The organism is Micromonospora craniellae, from assembly GCF_014764405.1.
GTDB lineage: Bacteria > Actinomycetota > Actinomycetes > Mycobacteriales > Micromonosporaceae > Micromonospora > Micromonospora craniellae.
In genome coordinates this window covers 4,724,108-4,738,890 of the sequence record NZ_CP061725.1, presented here as the reverse complement: position 1 = coordinate 4,738,890, position 14,783 = coordinate 4,724,108, and the positions used below count along the sequence as shown (strand labels likewise).

The following is a 14,783-nucleotide window of genomic DNA, read 5'->3' as shown; positions in this document are numbered from 1 at the left end:
TGTACGAATCGGAAATGTCATAACTTATCGGTGTGAGTAATCGACCCCTTGCCGCCGCAGGTCGACTCCTTCCTCTCCTCCGCGCCGGGCTGATCGCCGGCGTCATCGTCGCCGCCGCCGCGTACCCCGTGGTCGCCGTGACCGGGCTCGGTGCCAAGGCCACCGCGCACGCCGTGGAGAGCAAGACCCGCCTGCTGGCCACCGCCCTGCCCGCCGAGACCTCCTACCTGTACGCGCCCGACGGCAAGACCGTGCTGACCATGTTCTTCGAGGAGTACCGGCAGTACACCAAGCTGGCCGACGTCTCGCCGCACATGCAGCAGGCGATCGTCGCCGCCGAGGACAACCGCTTCTACCAGCACCACGGCGTCGACCCGAAGGGCGTCGCCCGCGCCTTCGTGGCCAACGCCCGCTCCAGCGGCGTCTCCCAGGGTGCCTCCACGTTGACCATGCAGTACGTCCGGATGGCACTGCGGGACAGCGCGACCACGCCCAAGGAGGTGCAGGAGGCCACCGCGCAGACCCCGATCCGCAAGGTCAGGGAGATGCGGATGGCGGTCGACCTGGAGAAGGAGCTGAGCAAGGAGGAGATCCTGGAGCGTTACCTCAACTCGGCGTACTTCGGTCATCGGGCGTACGGCATCTACGCCGCCAGCGAGATCTTCTTCTCCAAGACGCCGAAGGAACTCACCCCGGTCGAGGCTGCCACCCTCGCCGGCCTGGTGAAGTCCCCGTCGCAGTACGACCCGGCCAGCTCCGACCAGAAGGACGCCACCGCGCGGCGCAACTACGTGCTCGACAACATGGCGCGGTTGGGCTACCTGTCGCCGAAGGCCGCCGAGGCGGCCAGGGGCGAACCGATCCAGCTACGGCTGACCTATCCGCCCCACGACTGCGCCGCCGTACCCGAGAAGTGGAACAGCTGGGGCTTCCTCTGCGACTACCTGAAGAACTGGTGGAGCGCCCAACCCGCGTTCGGGAAGAACCGCCTCGAACGGTTGGACAAGCTGCGGCGGGGCGGCTACCGCATCGTGCTCAGCATGGATCCGAAGGTCCAGGCGGCGGCGGAGAAGAACGTCGGCACCGAGGGCAACACCGGCAGCCCGTTCGCCAACGGCATCGTGGTCTCCGAGCCCGGCACCGGCCGGGTGAAGGCGATGGCGGTGAACCGCACCTACTCGCTGGAGGTGAACGAGAACCCGCTCAGCTCCAATCCCGAGGCGGGCCCGAACGTGCGGGCCAACTACCCGAACACGGTGGCGCCGCTGATGGGCGGCGGCGACCTGCCGGGCTACCAGGCCGGCTCGACGTTCAAGATGTTCCCCATGCTGGCCGCGCTGGACGCCGGCATGACGCTGAACACCACCTTCAACGCGCCGCACAGCTACCGCTCCGAGATCTACGACGGCTGGCAGCCGTCGAACGCCAGCGGCGCGATGAGCGGTACGCAGACCATGTGGTCCGGCTTCGGCAAGTCGGTGAACACCTACTTCGTCTGGCTGGAGGAGCAGGTCGGTGCGGAGCGGGCCGTCCGGCTCGCCGAGCAGTTGGGGCTGCGCTGGCGTACCGACGTGGACCGGGACCACGCCTCACCGGCGAAGGCGAACAAGTGGGGCGCGTTCACGCTCGGTGTCTCCGACGCCACCCCGCTGGAGATGGCCAACGCGTACGCCGCGATCGCCGCCGACGGGCGCTACTGCGAGGCGATCCCGGTGAACGCCATCTACAACCGGGACGGCACGCCCGCGACGTTCACCACCCCGGGCGGCATCGAACGCGAGATCGCCAAGCCGCGCTGCCGCCAGGTGGTCAGCGCCGACGCCGCGCGGGCCGCGACCGACGCCGCCCGCTGCCCCACCGGCGACACCCCGGCCAAGGGCAGCTGTGGTGGCTGGTCGACCGCGGACAGCGTGCGCGGCACGGTGGGCCGTCCGGTGGCCGGCAAGACGGGTACCACGGACAGCACCCGATCGGCCTGGTTCGTCGGCTACACCCCGGAACTGGCGGCGGCCAGCTTCATCTCCGACCCGGACAACCCGTTCAACGCGGTCGGCGACGGCCAGTCGCAGATCCCGATCGCGGCGGTCTCGAACACCCTCCGCGACGCGCTCAAGAGCACACCCACGCGGGACTTCGTACCACCGTCGGACCGCATAGTCGGCTGACTCCCGGTGCGGCCGGAGCGCGGCTCAGGCCGGCGCTCCGGCGGCCGGTTCGGCCGCCACCACGCCGGCGGGCGCGACCGGTACGCCCAGGTCGGGACCGGCCGGGATCGCGGCCGGTTCGGCCGCCGCGGCGGCCACCAGGCGCGCGGCGATCCGCGGGTACGCGGCCCAGTGCGGGACGAGCTGGGAGGCGTGCACACCGCGCCAGACGAAGCCCTCCGCCGCGCCGCCCGGCCAGCTCCACGCCGGACGCGGCCCACCCCGGGGGTTGAGCACCGCACGGTGGTCCTTGTGCCCGGTCACCACCTCGCCCCGGGTCGCCACCACACTGTCGCTCTGGGCGGTTGCCTCGCGGTAGCCCACGACCAGGCCGTCCCGGATGCTGCCGATCGCGTCGAGCACCCCGCACATCGGCAACCCGTCGAGTTCCCGGGCCAGCCAGAGCAGCCCGGCGCCCTCGGTGACCACCGGCCGGCCGATACGGGCCAGTTCGGCCACCGCGATGCAGAGCCGCCGGTTGGCCGAGAGCTGCTCAGCGTACGACTCGGGCAGCGCGCCGCCGACCACCAGCGCCCGGGTGCCGACCGGCAGCACCTCGTCGACGAACGGGTCGAGCGTCACCACGTCGGCGCCGGCGGCGCGCAGCAGCTCGACGGCCTCGGCGTGGCTGAAGCTGCCGCCCGGTCCACCGGCCACCGCGACCAACGGCCGTCCGGCACCGGCCGGCACCGGCGGGGCGGCCGCCTCCGGGTGCGGCGACCACGGCGGCACCGCGAGTTCGGGGGCGGACCGGGCCAGCCCGAGCAGCCGTTCCAGGTCGACGGTGGCGGCCACCGCCTCACCGAGTCGGCGGACCGCCCGGGCGGCCTCGCCGCCGTTCTCCAGCACCGGCATCACCCCGTGTCGGCGGCTCGGCAGTACGGCGGGCAGGTCCTGGCGGCGCAGCGCGCCGTAGACGGGTACGCCGATGTCGTCGAGCGCCTCGCGCAGCAGCGTCTCGTGCCGGGCGGAGGCGACCCGGTTGAGGATCACGCCGCCGATCCAGAGCTGCTCGTCGTACGCCCGGAAGCCGTGCACCAGAGCGGCCACCGACTGGCCCATCGCGGCGACGTCGACCACCAGCACGACCGGGCTGCGCAGGGCGGTGGCGACCGCTGCGGTGGACTCGGTCTCGCAGCGCCCGGTGAGGCTGTCGTACAGGCCCATGCTGCCCTGCACCACGGCGAGCCCGGTGTCGGCCGCACCGTGCAGCAGCAGCGGCGCGAGCCGGCCGGTGCCCATCAGCCGAGGGTCCAGGGAGCGCCCGGGTCGGCCGGCGGCGAGCCCGAGGTAGGCGGCGTCGACCGGATCCGGGCCGATCTTGAACCCGGCCACGTCGAGGCCACGGTCGGCGAGCGCGGCGAGGATGCCGATCGCCAGCGCGTTCTTGCCGTGCCCCGACGAGGGGGCACTGAGCACCAGACGCGGCACGACGGTCATCATCGACTCCTCGCGGGCGGCGAGCGTGCCGACCGTCGGCGCGCCCCGTGCGCGTGACGATAGCCCACGTCGGTCGCCCGTAGGCGCCGCCCGCCGCCCCGATCCGCTTCGATCCGCCCGACCGGAGCGGACCGCCCCGACACCGACACGCTCCGTCGTCGATCGGCCCTTCCCGGCCGTCACGTCGACGGGCGGGGCGACGCAGTGGTGACGGTCATACGGGTAGCCTCGTGGCGTGTACCGGTTCCTGCTGACGCCACGCTGGCTGGGCATCCTCGCGCTGGCCCTGGTCCTCGCCACGGTCATGGTGATGCTCGGCAACTGGCAACTGGACCGCTATCACGGCCGGACGGCGGTCAACGAACGCATCGACGCCGGGCTGCGGATGGACCCGGTGCCGCTGCGCGAGGCGGTGCCCGCGCCGACCGGTGGCCCCGGCAGCGCCGGCCCGGCACCGGCCGACGACCGCACCTTCATCCGGGTGATCGCGACCGGCCGGTACGACGCCGACAACGTGGTCCTCGTCCGGGGCCGGACGGTGGAGAGCAGGGTCGGCTTCGAGGTGCTCACCCCGCTGGTGCTGGCCGACGGCACCGCCGTCCTGGTCAACCGGGGCTGGATCCCACCGGCGCCGGGCGGGGCGATGGCCCAGCCCGAGGTGCCGGCGGCGCCGCCCGGCGAGGTGACCGTCGAGGGCCGGGTGCACGCCAGCGAGAGCGGTGCCGGCAACGTGGCCCGGCGGGAGGGCCGGCTGGAGACCCGCCGCGTCGCCGTGCCGCAGCTCGCCGAGCAGATGCCGTACCCGGTGCACGGGGCGTACGTGCTGCTCGACGAGCAGAACCCGGCCGCCGACCCGGCCTTCCGGGCGGTGCCGGTGGGGCACGCCAACAACTGGCAGAACCTCGGGTACGTCGTGCAGTGGTGGATCTTCGCGGCGATGACGCTGTTCGGCTACGGCTGGATCGCCCGCCGGGAGGCCCGTCGGCTGGCCGGCGTGACCGACGAGGACCGTCCCCGCGACCGGGCCGCCGACCCCGCCCCGAGCACCTCCGCCTGAGCGGTCAGCCGCCCGCGCGGCCGGCAGCGGTCAGCCGCCCGGACGACCGGCGTGGACGGCGCGTACCGCGTCGATGGTGTCGGCCTCGGCGGCGGTCTTGTCATCGCGGTAGCGGACCACCCGGGCGAACCGGAGCGCCACCCCGCGACTTCACCACGACGCCCTCCTGACCGGCGTCGAGCGCGGCGGCGAACGCCGCGCCGGCCTGCTCCGGCCCGTCCACCTCGATCCGCCCGACCAGCACCGACGCGTCGACCGTGGCGGCGAGCGTGGCCCACCGTTCGCGGCCGGGCAGGTCGATCAGATCCGCGCCGTCGAGGTGCAGCAGATCGAAGAAGTACGGCGTGAGCACGGTCTCGCCGGTCCGCGCGGCGGCGGCGCGTACCGCCGGGGCGACCGGTGCCCCGGTTGCCCGGCGGGCGGCGGCGCTCGACGTCTGCTGGAACGGCAACGGGCGGCCGGTGGCGTCCAGCCCGATCGCCTCCCCGTCGAGCACCAGTTCCCGGGCGGGCAGGGCGCGGACGGCGGCGACCACCTCGGGCACCCGGCCGGTGATCTCGTCGAGGCTGCGGGTGAACACGGCGATGTCGTCGCCGCTGCGGTGCGCCTGGATGCGGATGCCGTCCAGCTTCACGTCGACCACGGCGGGGGTGCCGGTGGCGGTGAGCGCCTCGTCGACCGTGGCGGCGCTCTGCGCCAGCATCGGGGCCAGCGGTCGCCCGACCCGTAACCCGAACTCGGCCAGCGCCGGGGCACCGCCGTCGAGCGCGGCCACCGCGACCGCCCGCAGGTCACCGGCGAGCAGCAGGGCCCGGCGTACCGCGCCGACCGGCACCTCGGCGGCCCGGGCGATGGCGTCGGCCAGCAGCCCGGCCTGCGCGCCCTGACGCAGCTCGCCGAGAAACAGGCCGGTCAACACGCGCTGTTCCTCGGCGGTGGCGGCGGTGTAGAGCGCGGCGACCAGATCACGACGGCGGGCCTGCGATCCCGCGCCGCGCACCGCCGCGATCCCGTCGATCGCCGCGTCGACCCCGGCCACGGTCAGCGTCGGCTCGGCCGCCGGTGGCGGCAGATCGCGCAACGCGGCCCAGCCGACCCCGGTCTGTCGCTGGCGCAGCTCGCCCGCGAGCCAGCCGGCCCCCGCCGCCACCTCCTCCGGATCGAGCCGGCGCAGGGCGTCGGCGAGCAGCTCGACCTTGGCCCGTCGGCCACTGACGGCACCGACGGCCGCGGAGGTGGCAGCCAGGTCGAGGAAACGCACCACCTCATCCTGCCAGCCACCCCCGACAGCGGGCGTCGCCTGCGACTGAGCTGCTCCGGCCGGGTCAGGCCGGGACCGGCTCCTCGACCCGCAGGCCGCGCGCGCGGACCTCCTCGGCGATGCGGGACAACGACGCGTCCACGGCGACCAGAGCGGCGGACAGCTCGGCGAGCTGTTCCTTGAGCGTGGCCTCGGGCCACGCGGAGACGTCGACGTCCCCCAGAGCGCTGACGGCGGCCTCCAGACGGGCCATCACCTCGTTCGTACGCATGTTCGAGAGGCTACAACAGCGACGCGTCCGACACGCCGGAAACGGCCACCATTCGCGCGAAGTCACCGAGTTGGGGCCGTACCCACCTCGGCCACCTTGGCCAGCAACAACGCCTCGGCGAGGCAGACCCGGGCGAACTCACCCAGGTGCAGGCTCTCGTTCGGCCCGTGCGCCCGCGAGTGCGGATCCTCCACCCCGGTCACCAGGATCGCAGCCTGCGGGAACATCTCCTGGAAGGTGGCGATGAACGGGATCGACCCGCCGACGCCGATGTCGACAGGGTCGGCGCCGTCCCAGGCGGCGCGGAAGGCCGACCGGGCCGCGTCGAAGACCGGGCCGGAGGCGTCGATGACGCACGGCGCGCCGTCGTGCTCGAAGGTGACGTCGACCTGGGCGCCCCACGGCACGTGCCGCTCCAGGTGGTCGCGCAGCGCCTGGTACGCCTGCTTCGGCTCGTCGCCCGCCGCCAGCCGGACGCTCAGCTTCGCCTTGGCGGCCGGGACCAGCGCGTTCGGCGCCACGGCGGTGGCCGGGGCGTCGATGCCGAGCACGGCCAGCGCGGGCCGGGTCCAGAGTCGGTCGGTGATCCGGCCGGACCCGATCAGGTGCACGCCCTCGACGAGCCCCGCCTCGGCCCGGAACCGGTCCTCGGGGTAGTCGACGCGGGCCGCGTCCCGGCCGACCAGCCCGTCCACCACCACGTTCCCGGCGTCGTCGTGCAGGGTGGCCAGCAACCGGACCAGCGTGGTGAGCGCGTCCGGCACGGCACCGCCGAACATCCCGCTGTGTACGGCGTGGTCGAGGGTGCGTACCTCGACGAAGCAGTTGACGATGCCGCGCAGCGAGGTGGTCAGCGCCGGTACGCCGATGTCCCAGTTGGTCGAGTCGGCGATCACGATGACGTCCGAGGCGATCGTGTCGCGGTGCTCGGCGAGCAGCTGCTCCAGCGAGTCGGAGCCGTACTCCTCCTCCCCCTCGACGAACAGCACGACGCCGACGGGAAGGCGGTCGCCGAAGGCCCGCAACGCGGCGACGTGCGCCATGATGCCCGCCTTGTCGTCGGCGGCGCCCCGGCCGTAGAGCCGGCCGTCCCGCTCGACCGGCTCGAACGGGTCGGACTCCCACAGCGTCACGTCGCCGACCGGCTGCACGTCGTGGTGGGCGTAGAGCATGACGGTGGGCGCGCCGGGCGGAGCGACCCTGCGGCCGATCACCGCGGGCTGGCCGTCCGCGCGCACGATCTCGACGTCGAGACCACAGCCGCGCAGCAGCTCGGCCACCGCCTCGGCGGAGCGTTCCACGTGCGAGTGGTCGAATCCCTCGAAGGCGATGCCCGGGATACGGACGAGGCGTTCCAGGTCGGCCCGGACGCCGGGCAGCTCGCGCGCCACGGCCTCCCGCAACTCGGACTCGAACATGATCGGTGTGGTCATGACCGGCATGGTATTCCGCCCTTACCTACCGACCTCGGCCGAGCCAGGTAGTAGTGGCGGTCGTCGTGCGGCAGCCCGGGATCACCGTCGACCACCACGTCGGCCCGCGCCTCGGTGTCGTCGGCGGCGAAGTGCGCCGACTCGGTGTCGTGCCACCGGCGCAGCTCCGGCAGGATCGCCGGGCCGTCGCGCGCCACCGCCCGGGCCAGCCGCAACGGCTGCGGGGCGGTGACGAAGACGGCCAGCGTCAGGTCCGGACCGGCGGCGGCCCGGGACGTGCTGACCCCCTCGACGATCAGCACCGGCGTCACCGGCACCGACACCGGCGTGGGCCGGAAACACCGGCGTACCCAGTCGTAGCGCCGGTACGACCCGGCCCGGCCGGACCGCACCGGCCGCAACACGTCCCGCTCCCACCGCGTCCAGAAGGTGAGCTGGTCGCCCCACCCGTCGAGCAGGTCGTCGGTGTGCACCACCGGCGGCCGGACCGCCCCCGGCCCGGCACCCAGGGCGTCGGCCAGGCGCGCGGCGAACAGCGTCTTGCCCGCCCCGCTCGGCCCGTCCACGGCCACCAGGCGGGTACGCCCCAACCGGGCAGGCGCCGCCAGCACCCGCCCCGCCAGTCCGGCGTACGACTCGAAGACCGCCACCACGGACACCGACGTTACCGATCGGGTTGTCCCGCACCGCTTCGGACCGCGCGTCGGCAAGCCGCACGGCATGATCGTGCCGTGTCCCATTCCGTGATGAGTCCCGGCATCGAGGCGTTGCTGGAGCAGGCCCGCTCGGGCATGATCCGGCTGACCCCACAGGAGACCGTGCAGGCCGCCGCCCGGGGTGCGCTCGTGATCGACACCCGCACCGACGGGCAGCGGCGGGAACAGGGCGACCTGCCCGGTGTCATCGTGATCGACCGGACCGTTCTGGAATGGCGGCTCGACCCGGCCAGTGACTGGCGCATCCCCGAGGCCACCAGCTACGACATGGAGATCGTCGTGGTGTGCCGCCAGGGCTACAGCTCCAGCCTCGCGGCGGCCAGCCTGCGCGCGCTCGGGCTGCACAAGGCGACCGACATGATCGGCGGGGTGGAGGCGTGGCGGTCGGCCGGACTCGCCTTCTCCGACCACCCCGCCGACGTCCGCTACTGATCCACCGAGCCGTTCGCCGCCGCAGCCAGTGGCTAGCCGGGGACGCCGGGCGGGACGAAGGGCAGGTCGGCGGCGGGCCCGGACTCGACGAGCCGACGCAGGGCGGCGGTGTCGAGGTGTTCCTCCACCAGGTCGCCGAGCAGGTCCAGGGTGCGCTCGCGGGCGGCGGCGAAGGACGTGTCCGGGGCGACCCGAAAGCCGGTTCGACCGGCCAGGCAGGCGGCCCGGTCGAGGAACCAGCGGCGGAACTCGTCGGATTCGAACGTGCCGTGCCAGTGCGTACCGTGCACGACTCCCCGCATCACGCCCTCACCGGTGCCGACGGCGTCCCGCAGCAGCGGGGTCGCCTCCGGGTCGGCGGCTGAGACGTACCCGTGGTGGATCTCGTAGCCTCGGACCGGAAGCTCCCCGGCGGCGGCGGCGGTGCCGGCCGGCTGGCGGACGGTCTTGCGCGCGTCGAAGGTGATCTCGATGGGCAGCAGTCCGAGGCCGTCGACGCTGCCCCGGCGGCTCTCCACCGGGTCGTGGATGGCCCGGGCCAGCATCTGGAAGCCGCCGCAGATGCCGAGCAGCGGCCGACCGGCCGCGACGTGCGCGGTGACCGCGTCGGCGAGGCCGGTCTCGCGCAGCCAGGCCAGGTCGGCCACGGTGGACTTGGAGCCGGGCAGCACGACCAGGTCGGCGGCGGCCAGCTCGGCCGGCTCGACGGTCAGCCGCACCCGCACCCCGGGCTCGGTGGCGAGCGCTTCCACATCGGTGGCGTTGCTGATCCGGGGCAGCCGCACCACGGCCACGTCGAGCCACTCGGTGCCGTGCGGGGCGGCCGGGCGGCCGAGCACCCGGCCGTAGGCGAGCGAGTCCTCGGCGTCCAGCCACAGGTCCAGCGCCCAGGGCAGTACGCCGTAGGTCGGGCGGCCGGTGAGCTGACGCAACGTGTCCAGCCCCGGGGCCAGCAGACCGAGGTCGCCACGGAACTTGTTGACCACGAAACCCGCGATCAGGGCCTGGTCGGCGGGTTCGAGCAGGGCCAGGGTGCCGAACATGGCGGCGAACACGCCACCCCGGTCGATGTCGCCGACCACGATCGTCGGGAACCCGGCGTGCCGGGCCAGCCCCATGTTGACGTAGTCGCCGTCGCGCAGGTTGATCTCCGCCGGGCTGCCCGCCCCCTCGCAGATCACCACGTCGTACGCCGACCGCAACTCGGCCAGCGCCGCGTACGCGGTCTCGGCCAACCGGGGACGCAGGGTCCGGAACGAACCGGCGGTCATCGTGTCGACCGCCTCGCCCAGCAGCACCACCTGACTGCTCAGGTCGCTGCCCGGCTTGAGCAGCACCGGATTGAACCGCAGGTCCGGGGCGAGCCCGCAGGCCGCCGCCTGCATCGCCTGCGCCCGACCGATCTCGCCGCCCCGGCCGTCCGGCCCGACGACCACGGCGGAGTTGTTCGACATGTTCTGCGCCTTGAACGGCGCCACCCGTACGCCCTCGCGGTGCAGCCAGCGGCAGATGCCGGCGGTGAGCACGCTCTTGCCGGCGTCGGAGGTGGTCCCGGCGACCAGCAGGCCACCGCTCACCGCACGCCCGTCAGACCGGCCACACCCGTCCGGCCCCGGACAGCGGCTCTGATCCGGGCGGCACCGGCCTGCCGCACCCTGGCCGATGCGGCGTGCAGCCCGGCGCCACCGGCCCGGGTGAGGCGTCGGGCCACCGCACCGACCAGGAGACCGGCGGTCAGCGGGTACGCCGCCGCGAGACCGAGCGCGGCCAGGCCGACCGCGCCGGAGATCCGGGCGGCCCGGGGCAGGTGCCGTGCCTCGGGACGAGGACCGTCGCCGAGGAACGGCCGCACCTCGGACCGGCCGAAGTAGACGTTGCGCCCGCCCAGCCGGACGCCCAACGCACCGGCCATCGCCGCCTCGCACTGCCCGGCGTTGGGGCTCGGGTGGTCGTCGCGGTCCCGACGCCACACCCGCCAGGCCCGCTCCCGGTCGCCCTTGCCGGCCGGTGCCAGCGCGACGGTCAGCAGGCCGGTCAGCCGGGCCGGCACCAGGTTCAGCAGGTCGTCCAGCCGGGCGGCCGGGGTGCCGAACCGGGCGTAGCGCGCGTTGCGGTGGCCGACCATGGCGTCGAGGGTGTTCACCGCCCGGTAGCCGAGCAGGCCAGGCAGCCCAGCCACCGCACCCCAGAACAGCGGGGCCACCACGGCGTCCGCGGTGTTCTCGGCCACCGACTCGACCGTGGCCCGGGCCAACTCCGACTCGTCGAGGATCGACGGGTCCCGGCCGCACAGGTGCCCGAGCCGCTGCCGGGCGGCCGGCAGGTCGCCGCCACGTAGCGCACGTCCCATGGTCTTCGCCTCGTGCCGCAGGCTGTGCCCGCCGAGCACCGCGAACGTGCCGGCGGCGACCACTGCCGCACGGGCCAGTGGCTGCCGCCGGGTCGCGTACGCGACGGCGGCCCCCGCCAGCACCGGCCCGCCGACACAGAGCGCGGTGTAGGTGCCGCCGGCCAACCGGTCCGGCCGATAGAGGCGACGTTCCAGGGCGGCGGCGGCCCTGCCGAAGCCGGCGACAGGATGGCCACGACGCGGGTCACCGAAGTACGCATCCAGCGCGTACCCGGCGACGAGTCCCGCCGCGTCCGCTACCGCACCCGCATGCCGCACCCGCACCACCTCCGGCCGGCCAGCCTAGCCGAGCCCGGCCAACCGAGCCGCCGCTCGACCGAGCCGCCCAGGGTCAGGCGGGCTGCGGCGCGCGCCCCCGACCGCGCCGGCCACGCCCGCTCACCGTCACGCCGGTGGCGGGCTCCGCCAACTGGTCCGTCGGGTCGGGTTCCTCGACGTCGCCGCCCACCTCGGCCGACCCGGACAAGCCCGGAGTGCCGGCGAGGTCACCCGTGCCCGAAAGATCGCCGGTACCGGAGAAGCCGCCCGCGCCGCGAGTACCACCCGCACCGGGGAGGTCGCCCGGGCCGGGCAGGTCGTCGAAGGGGTCGGTCTCGCTGAGGCGCTGCGGGTAGCCGGTGCCCGCCGGGACGTACTCGGACAGCTCGAAGTCGTCGAGCGGCCCGTCCTCGGGCAGAGCGGGCGCATCGTCGTCCGACACGGCCTCGGTCGGCTCGCCCTGCACCCGCTGCTCGGCCTCGGCGTCGGAAACGGTGCTGGTCGCCAGGCTCGGCTTGTTACGCAGGAAGCGCCCGCGCCCCCGGGACAGATCGTGCCCCACCGCCACGGCCTCCAACTCGTAGAGCGTGCGGTGGTTGCCGGAGTCGTCGGTCCAGTCCCGGGTGTAGAGGCGTCCGCACACCACCACCGGGTCACCGACCATCACCGAGGAGGCCACCCCCTCGGCGAGCCTCCGCCAGCAGTTGACGCGGACGCGCAGGCTGTTCCCGTCCACCCAGCGCCCGCTGTCCCGGTCGAGGCGGCGGGCGGTGGAGGCGACCTTGAAGTTGGCCACCAGCGTGTTGCTCTGCGTGGTACGACGCCACTCGGGGGCAGTGAGCACGTTCCCTACGACGGTTACGTAGGTGTCAAACATCTTTCCTCCAGCGGAGATCCGGGTCGGCTGGTGCCGACTCGCCGCCCAGCCTCCGGCCCGGCGCCCGCTTGGGCAGCCCCGCCGGCCGTACCTGTGGACAACCTGGCGGCCTGTGGACGAACGCCTGATCAAGGTCCCGGTGTGCTAGGCCGACCGGCCCTGCCCGGCCCACGCCCGGCGGCGGACGATCGGGGTGCACAGGAAACCGCCAGGTTCCGGACCGGTCCGCCTGGGTAGGAGATCGCCAACCGCACCTGCGACGTCGAACGAAAGGTCAGCGATCATGATGATGACCATCGCTTGTTCCACCCGCGTCCCTGGTCAGGTGCAGCGATGAGCGAGAACCCGGCCACCGTGGAAAAGTGTCTGCGAATGGGCGCCGGCTTCTCGCAGGCCGACCGGGACTGGATCGTGACCCAGTTCGCCACGCTCGACGCCCGACTGGCCGGTTTCCACGCCGACTCCACCGAACTCGAACTCTCGGTCAAGGACCGGGAGGCCAAGGGCCAGCGGGTCACGCTGGAGTGCTGGATCGCCGGTCGGCAGAAGATCGTCACGACCTCCGCCGAGGAGGACCTGCGCGCAGCGCTCAACGACGCCCGTGACGACCTGCGCCGCAAGCTCAACGACTCCAAGACCCGCCAGGAGCCGCGCAACAACAAGCACCTGCGGGTCACCACCCCGCCCGGCGAGCCGGCCTCGATCGACGAATTGGCCGAGGAACTGGCCGCCGCCGGGACGAAGACCGACGAGAGGTGACCGTGTCGCCGGCCGGACACCCGTCCGGCCGGCGGCGCTGAACAGAGAGAGGTGAACGGCATGCCCAACGTGCAGCAACCGGAGATGCGCCGCAGCGGCGAGACCCGGCTGGTCCAGGACAGCGACGGACCGGTCCCGGGGGGTGGCTCCGCGACCAAGCAGGAGCACCGGACGGTCCCGGTGGACCAGATCTCACCGTACGGTCCGGATCGTGGGCGGGCCGCGACCTCGCACGAACCGACCGACCGCGACGCCCACGGCGACTGACCTGCCGCACCGAGTGGCCCCCGTCCCACGCTGGGCGGGGGCTACTACCGTGCGGTAGCTTCCCGGCGTACCGTCGGTCCGGTGGAACCCGACGTGCTGGGCCCGCCCTACGAGCGGCACACCATCGACCTGGGCCGCGACGACGAGGGACCGGTGGTCGCCACCCTGGTCCGCCGCCGGGCCGAGCGACCCACCGGGCGCGCGGTGCTCTACGTGCACGGCTTCGTCGACTACTTCTTCCAGACCCACGTGGCCGACTACTTCGCCGCCCGGGGCTGGGACTTCTACGCGCTCGACCTGCGTAAATACGGCCGCAGCCTGCTCCCCCACCAGACCGCCAACTTCTGCTGCGACCTCGCCGACTACTTCCCGGAACTGGACGCCGCCGCCCAGATCATCCGCACCGAGGACGAACACGACACGCTGCTGGCCATGGGCCACTCCACCGGCGGGCTGATCGTCTCGCTCTGGGCACACGCCCGCCGCGACACCGGGCTGGTCGACGGCATCTTCCTCAACAGCCCCTTCTTCGACCTCAACGCCCCCTGGTTCGTGCGTCGACCCCTCGCAGCCGCCGTCGCGCGCCTGGGCCGCCGGGCGCCCCACCGCGTCCTCCCCTTCGGCCTCGGCACCGTGTACGGCGAGAGCCTGCACGCCGACCATCGCGGCGAATGGAGCTACGACCTGGCCTGGAAACCGCTCGCCGGATTCCCCGTCCGGGCCGGCTGGCTGAACGCCGTCCGCACCGGCCAACGACGCCTGCGCGCCGGACTGGACATCCCGGTCCCGGTGCTGCTGGCCTGCTCCACCCGCTCGTTCCGGGGCGTCAAGTGGCACGAATCGGCGACCCTCGCCGACGCGGTCCTCGACGTCGAACACATGGTCCGCTGGGCGCCCCGCCTCGGTCAGCACGTCACGCTCGCCCGCTTCGACGGCGGCCTGCACGACCTCACGCTGTCCGGCCCCGCCGTCCGCGACAAGGTCCTCACCGAGGTAGGCCGCTGGGCAGACGCCTTCCTCGACGCCGGACCGACGCCCCCTGCGCCACCGGCCCCACGGCGCCCGGCCGACAGCGAGTCCTCCTCGCCCGCCGCCCCCTGAGCCACGGGCCGCCTGGGCCGCTGCCGCGTCCGGGCCCGCTGGCCCGCCGCCTCGCCTGGGTCTGCCACCGGCCCCTGGGCCACCGGTCCGCACGGGTCTGCCGATGCCGTGGATTCGCAGGTGCGCGGCGTCCATGGCGCGTGCGACGCTGACCGGGCACCCGTTCCGTCGCGCCGGGCCGGTGCGGCGGTACCCTTCTCGCGCGATACCACAGCGCGCCCGTAGCTCAGCGGATAGAGCAGGGGACTTCTAATCCCAAGGCCGCAGGTTCGAATCCTGCCGGGCGCACCTATATCT

General features: G+C 73.7%; 11 protein-coding genes, 1 tRNA gene and 3 pseudogenes. 7 read left to right on the top strand and 8 right to left on the bottom strand.

Going from position 1 to position 14,783, the window contains the following annotated elements:
- Window positions 1–32: 32 nt before the first annotated feature.
- Window positions 33–2,165 (top strand): transglycosylase domain-containing protein, encoded by a 2,133-nt coding sequence (locus tag ID554_RS21550; protein ID WP_117230952.1) that lies wholly within the window; start codon window positions 33–35, stop codon window positions 2,163–2,165.
- Window positions 2,166–2,189: 24 nt separating this feature from the next.
- Here ID554_RS21550 and ID554_RS21545 read toward each other — a convergent pair whose 3' ends face one another.
- Entirely contained in the window at window positions 2,190–3,644 is a 1,455-nt protein-coding gene (locus ID554_RS21545) for a cobyrinate a,c-diamide synthase (RefSeq protein ID WP_117230951.1), read from the bottom strand.
- 235 nt (window positions 3,645–3,879) lie between these two features.
- Between ID554_RS21545 and ID554_RS21540 the strand changes: the two genes are divergently transcribed.
- The gene (locus tag ID554_RS21540; protein WP_223884180.1) at window positions 3,880–4,701 is read left to right on the top strand and encodes an SURF1 family cytochrome oxidase biogenesis protein; all 822 of its coding nucleotides are present in this window, start codon (window positions 3,880–3,882) and stop codon (window positions 4,699–4,701) included.
- 100 nt (window positions 4,702–4,801) lie between these two features.
- Here ID554_RS21540 and ID554_RS21535 read toward each other — a convergent pair whose 3' ends face one another.
- The 4 genes and pseudogenes from ID554_RS21535 to ID554_RS21520 form a co-directional block, all read right to left on the bottom strand.
- Window positions 4,802–5,962: an ATP-dependent DNA ligase gene (locus ID554_RS21535; protein ID WP_223884179.1), complete on the bottom strand. Its 1,161-nt coding sequence runs from the start codon at window positions 5,960–5,962 to the stop codon at window positions 4,802–4,804.
- Window positions 5,963–6,026: 64 nt separating this feature from the next.
- Window positions 6,027–6,233, bottom strand: coding sequence for a hypothetical protein (locus tag ID554_RS21530; RefSeq protein WP_117230950.1), 207 nt, complete (start codon window positions 6,231–6,233; stop codon window positions 6,027–6,029).
- Between the two features lie 62 nt (window positions 6,234–6,295).
- The gene (locus tag ID554_RS21525; protein ID WP_191088914.1) at window positions 6,296–7,651 is read right to left on the bottom strand and encodes a dipeptidase; all 1,356 of its coding nucleotides are present in this window, start codon (window positions 7,649–7,651) and stop codon (window positions 6,296–6,298) included.
- Window positions 7,641–8,406, bottom strand: a pseudogene (locus ID554_RS21520) (uridine kinase family protein); the annotation flags it as partial. The pseudogene ID554_RS21520 and the gene ID554_RS21525, both read right to left, overlap by 11 nt.
- 6 nt (window positions 8,407–8,412) lie before the next feature.
- Between ID554_RS21520 and ID554_RS21515 the strand changes: the two are divergent.
- Window positions 8,413–8,814 carry a rhodanese-like domain-containing protein gene (locus ID554_RS21515; protein ID WP_117230949.1) on the top strand — a complete coding sequence of 134 codons (402 nt, stop codon included), beginning with the start codon at window positions 8,413–8,415 and terminating at the stop codon, window positions 8,812–8,814.
- On the opposite strand, the pseudogene ID554_RS21510 reads toward ID554_RS21515, so the two are convergent.
- The 3 genes and pseudogenes from ID554_RS21510 to ssb form a co-directional block, all read right to left on the bottom strand.
- Window positions 8,710–10,391 (bottom strand): annotated as a pseudogene (locus ID554_RS21510) (cobyric acid synthase); the annotation flags it as partial. The gene ID554_RS21515 and the pseudogene ID554_RS21510 overlap by 105 nt on opposite strands.
- A gap of 107 nt (window positions 10,392–10,498) precedes the next feature.
- Window positions 10,499–11,482, bottom strand: a pseudogene (locus tag ID554_RS21505) (cobalamin biosynthesis protein); the annotation flags it as partial.
- 73 nt (window positions 11,483–11,555) lie between these two features.
- Complete coding sequence (gene ssb, locus ID554_RS21500; RefSeq protein WP_117230947.1) at window positions 11,556–12,359, bottom strand: single-stranded DNA-binding protein; 804 nt, start codon at window positions 12,357–12,359, stop codon at window positions 11,556–11,558.
- A gap of 333 nt (window positions 12,360–12,692) precedes the next feature.
- On the opposite strand from ssb, the gene ID554_RS21495 reads away from it, so the two are divergent.
- The 4 genes from ID554_RS21495 (at window position 12,693) to ID554_RS21480 (ending at window position 14,774) form a co-directional block, all read left to right on the top strand.
- Window positions 12,693–13,118, top strand: a complete 426-nt coding sequence (locus ID554_RS21495; RefSeq protein WP_117230946.1) for an HPF/RaiA family ribosome-associated protein — start codon at window positions 12,693–12,695, stop codon at window positions 13,116–13,118.
- Window positions 13,119–13,178: 60 nt separating this feature from the next.
- Window positions 13,179–13,385 (top strand): hypothetical protein, encoded by a 207-nt coding sequence (locus ID554_RS21490; protein ID WP_147333598.1) that lies wholly within the window; start codon window positions 13,179–13,181, stop codon window positions 13,383–13,385.
- A gap of 81 nt (window positions 13,386–13,466) precedes the next feature.
- Window positions 13,467–14,486, top strand: coding sequence for an alpha/beta hydrolase (locus ID554_RS21485; RefSeq protein ID WP_117230944.1), 1,020 nt, complete (start codon window positions 13,467–13,469; stop codon window positions 14,484–14,486).
- A 215-nt stretch (window positions 14,487–14,701) separates the two neighbouring features.
- Window positions 14,702–14,774, top strand: a tRNA-Arg gene (locus tag ID554_RS21480).
- Window positions 14,775–14,783: the final 9 nt, after the last annotated feature.

Excerpts from the sequence above, each read along its gene's own strand:
- ID554_RS21545 (WP_117230951.1), bottom strand. The coding sequence starts at position 3,644 with ATGACCGTCGTGCCGCGTCTGGTGCTCAGTGCCCCCTCGTCGGGGCAC.
- ID554_RS21515 (WP_117230949.1), top strand. The coding sequence starts at position 8,413 with ATGAGTCCCGGCATCGAGGCGTTGCTGGAGCAGGCCCGCTCGGGCATG.
- ID554_RS21495 (WP_117230946.1), top strand. The coding sequence starts at position 12,693 with ATGAGCGAGAACCCGGCCACCGTGGAAAAGTGTCTGCGAATGGGCGCC.
- ssb (WP_117230947.1), bottom strand. The coding sequence starts at position 12,359 with ATGTTTGACACCTACGTAACCGTCGTAGGGAACGTGCTCACTGCCCCC.
- ID554_RS21490 (WP_147333598.1), top strand. The coding sequence starts at position 13,179 with ATGCCCAACGTGCAGCAACCGGAGATGCGCCGCAGCGGCGAGACCCGG.
- ID554_RS21525 (WP_191088914.1), bottom strand. The coding sequence starts at position 7,651 with ATGTTCGAGTCCGAGTTGCGGGAGGCCGTGGCGCGCGAGCTGCCCGGC.
- ID554_RS21530 (WP_117230950.1), bottom strand. The coding sequence starts at position 6,233 with ATGCGTACGAACGAGGTGATGGCCCGTCTGGAGGCCGCCGTCAGCGCT.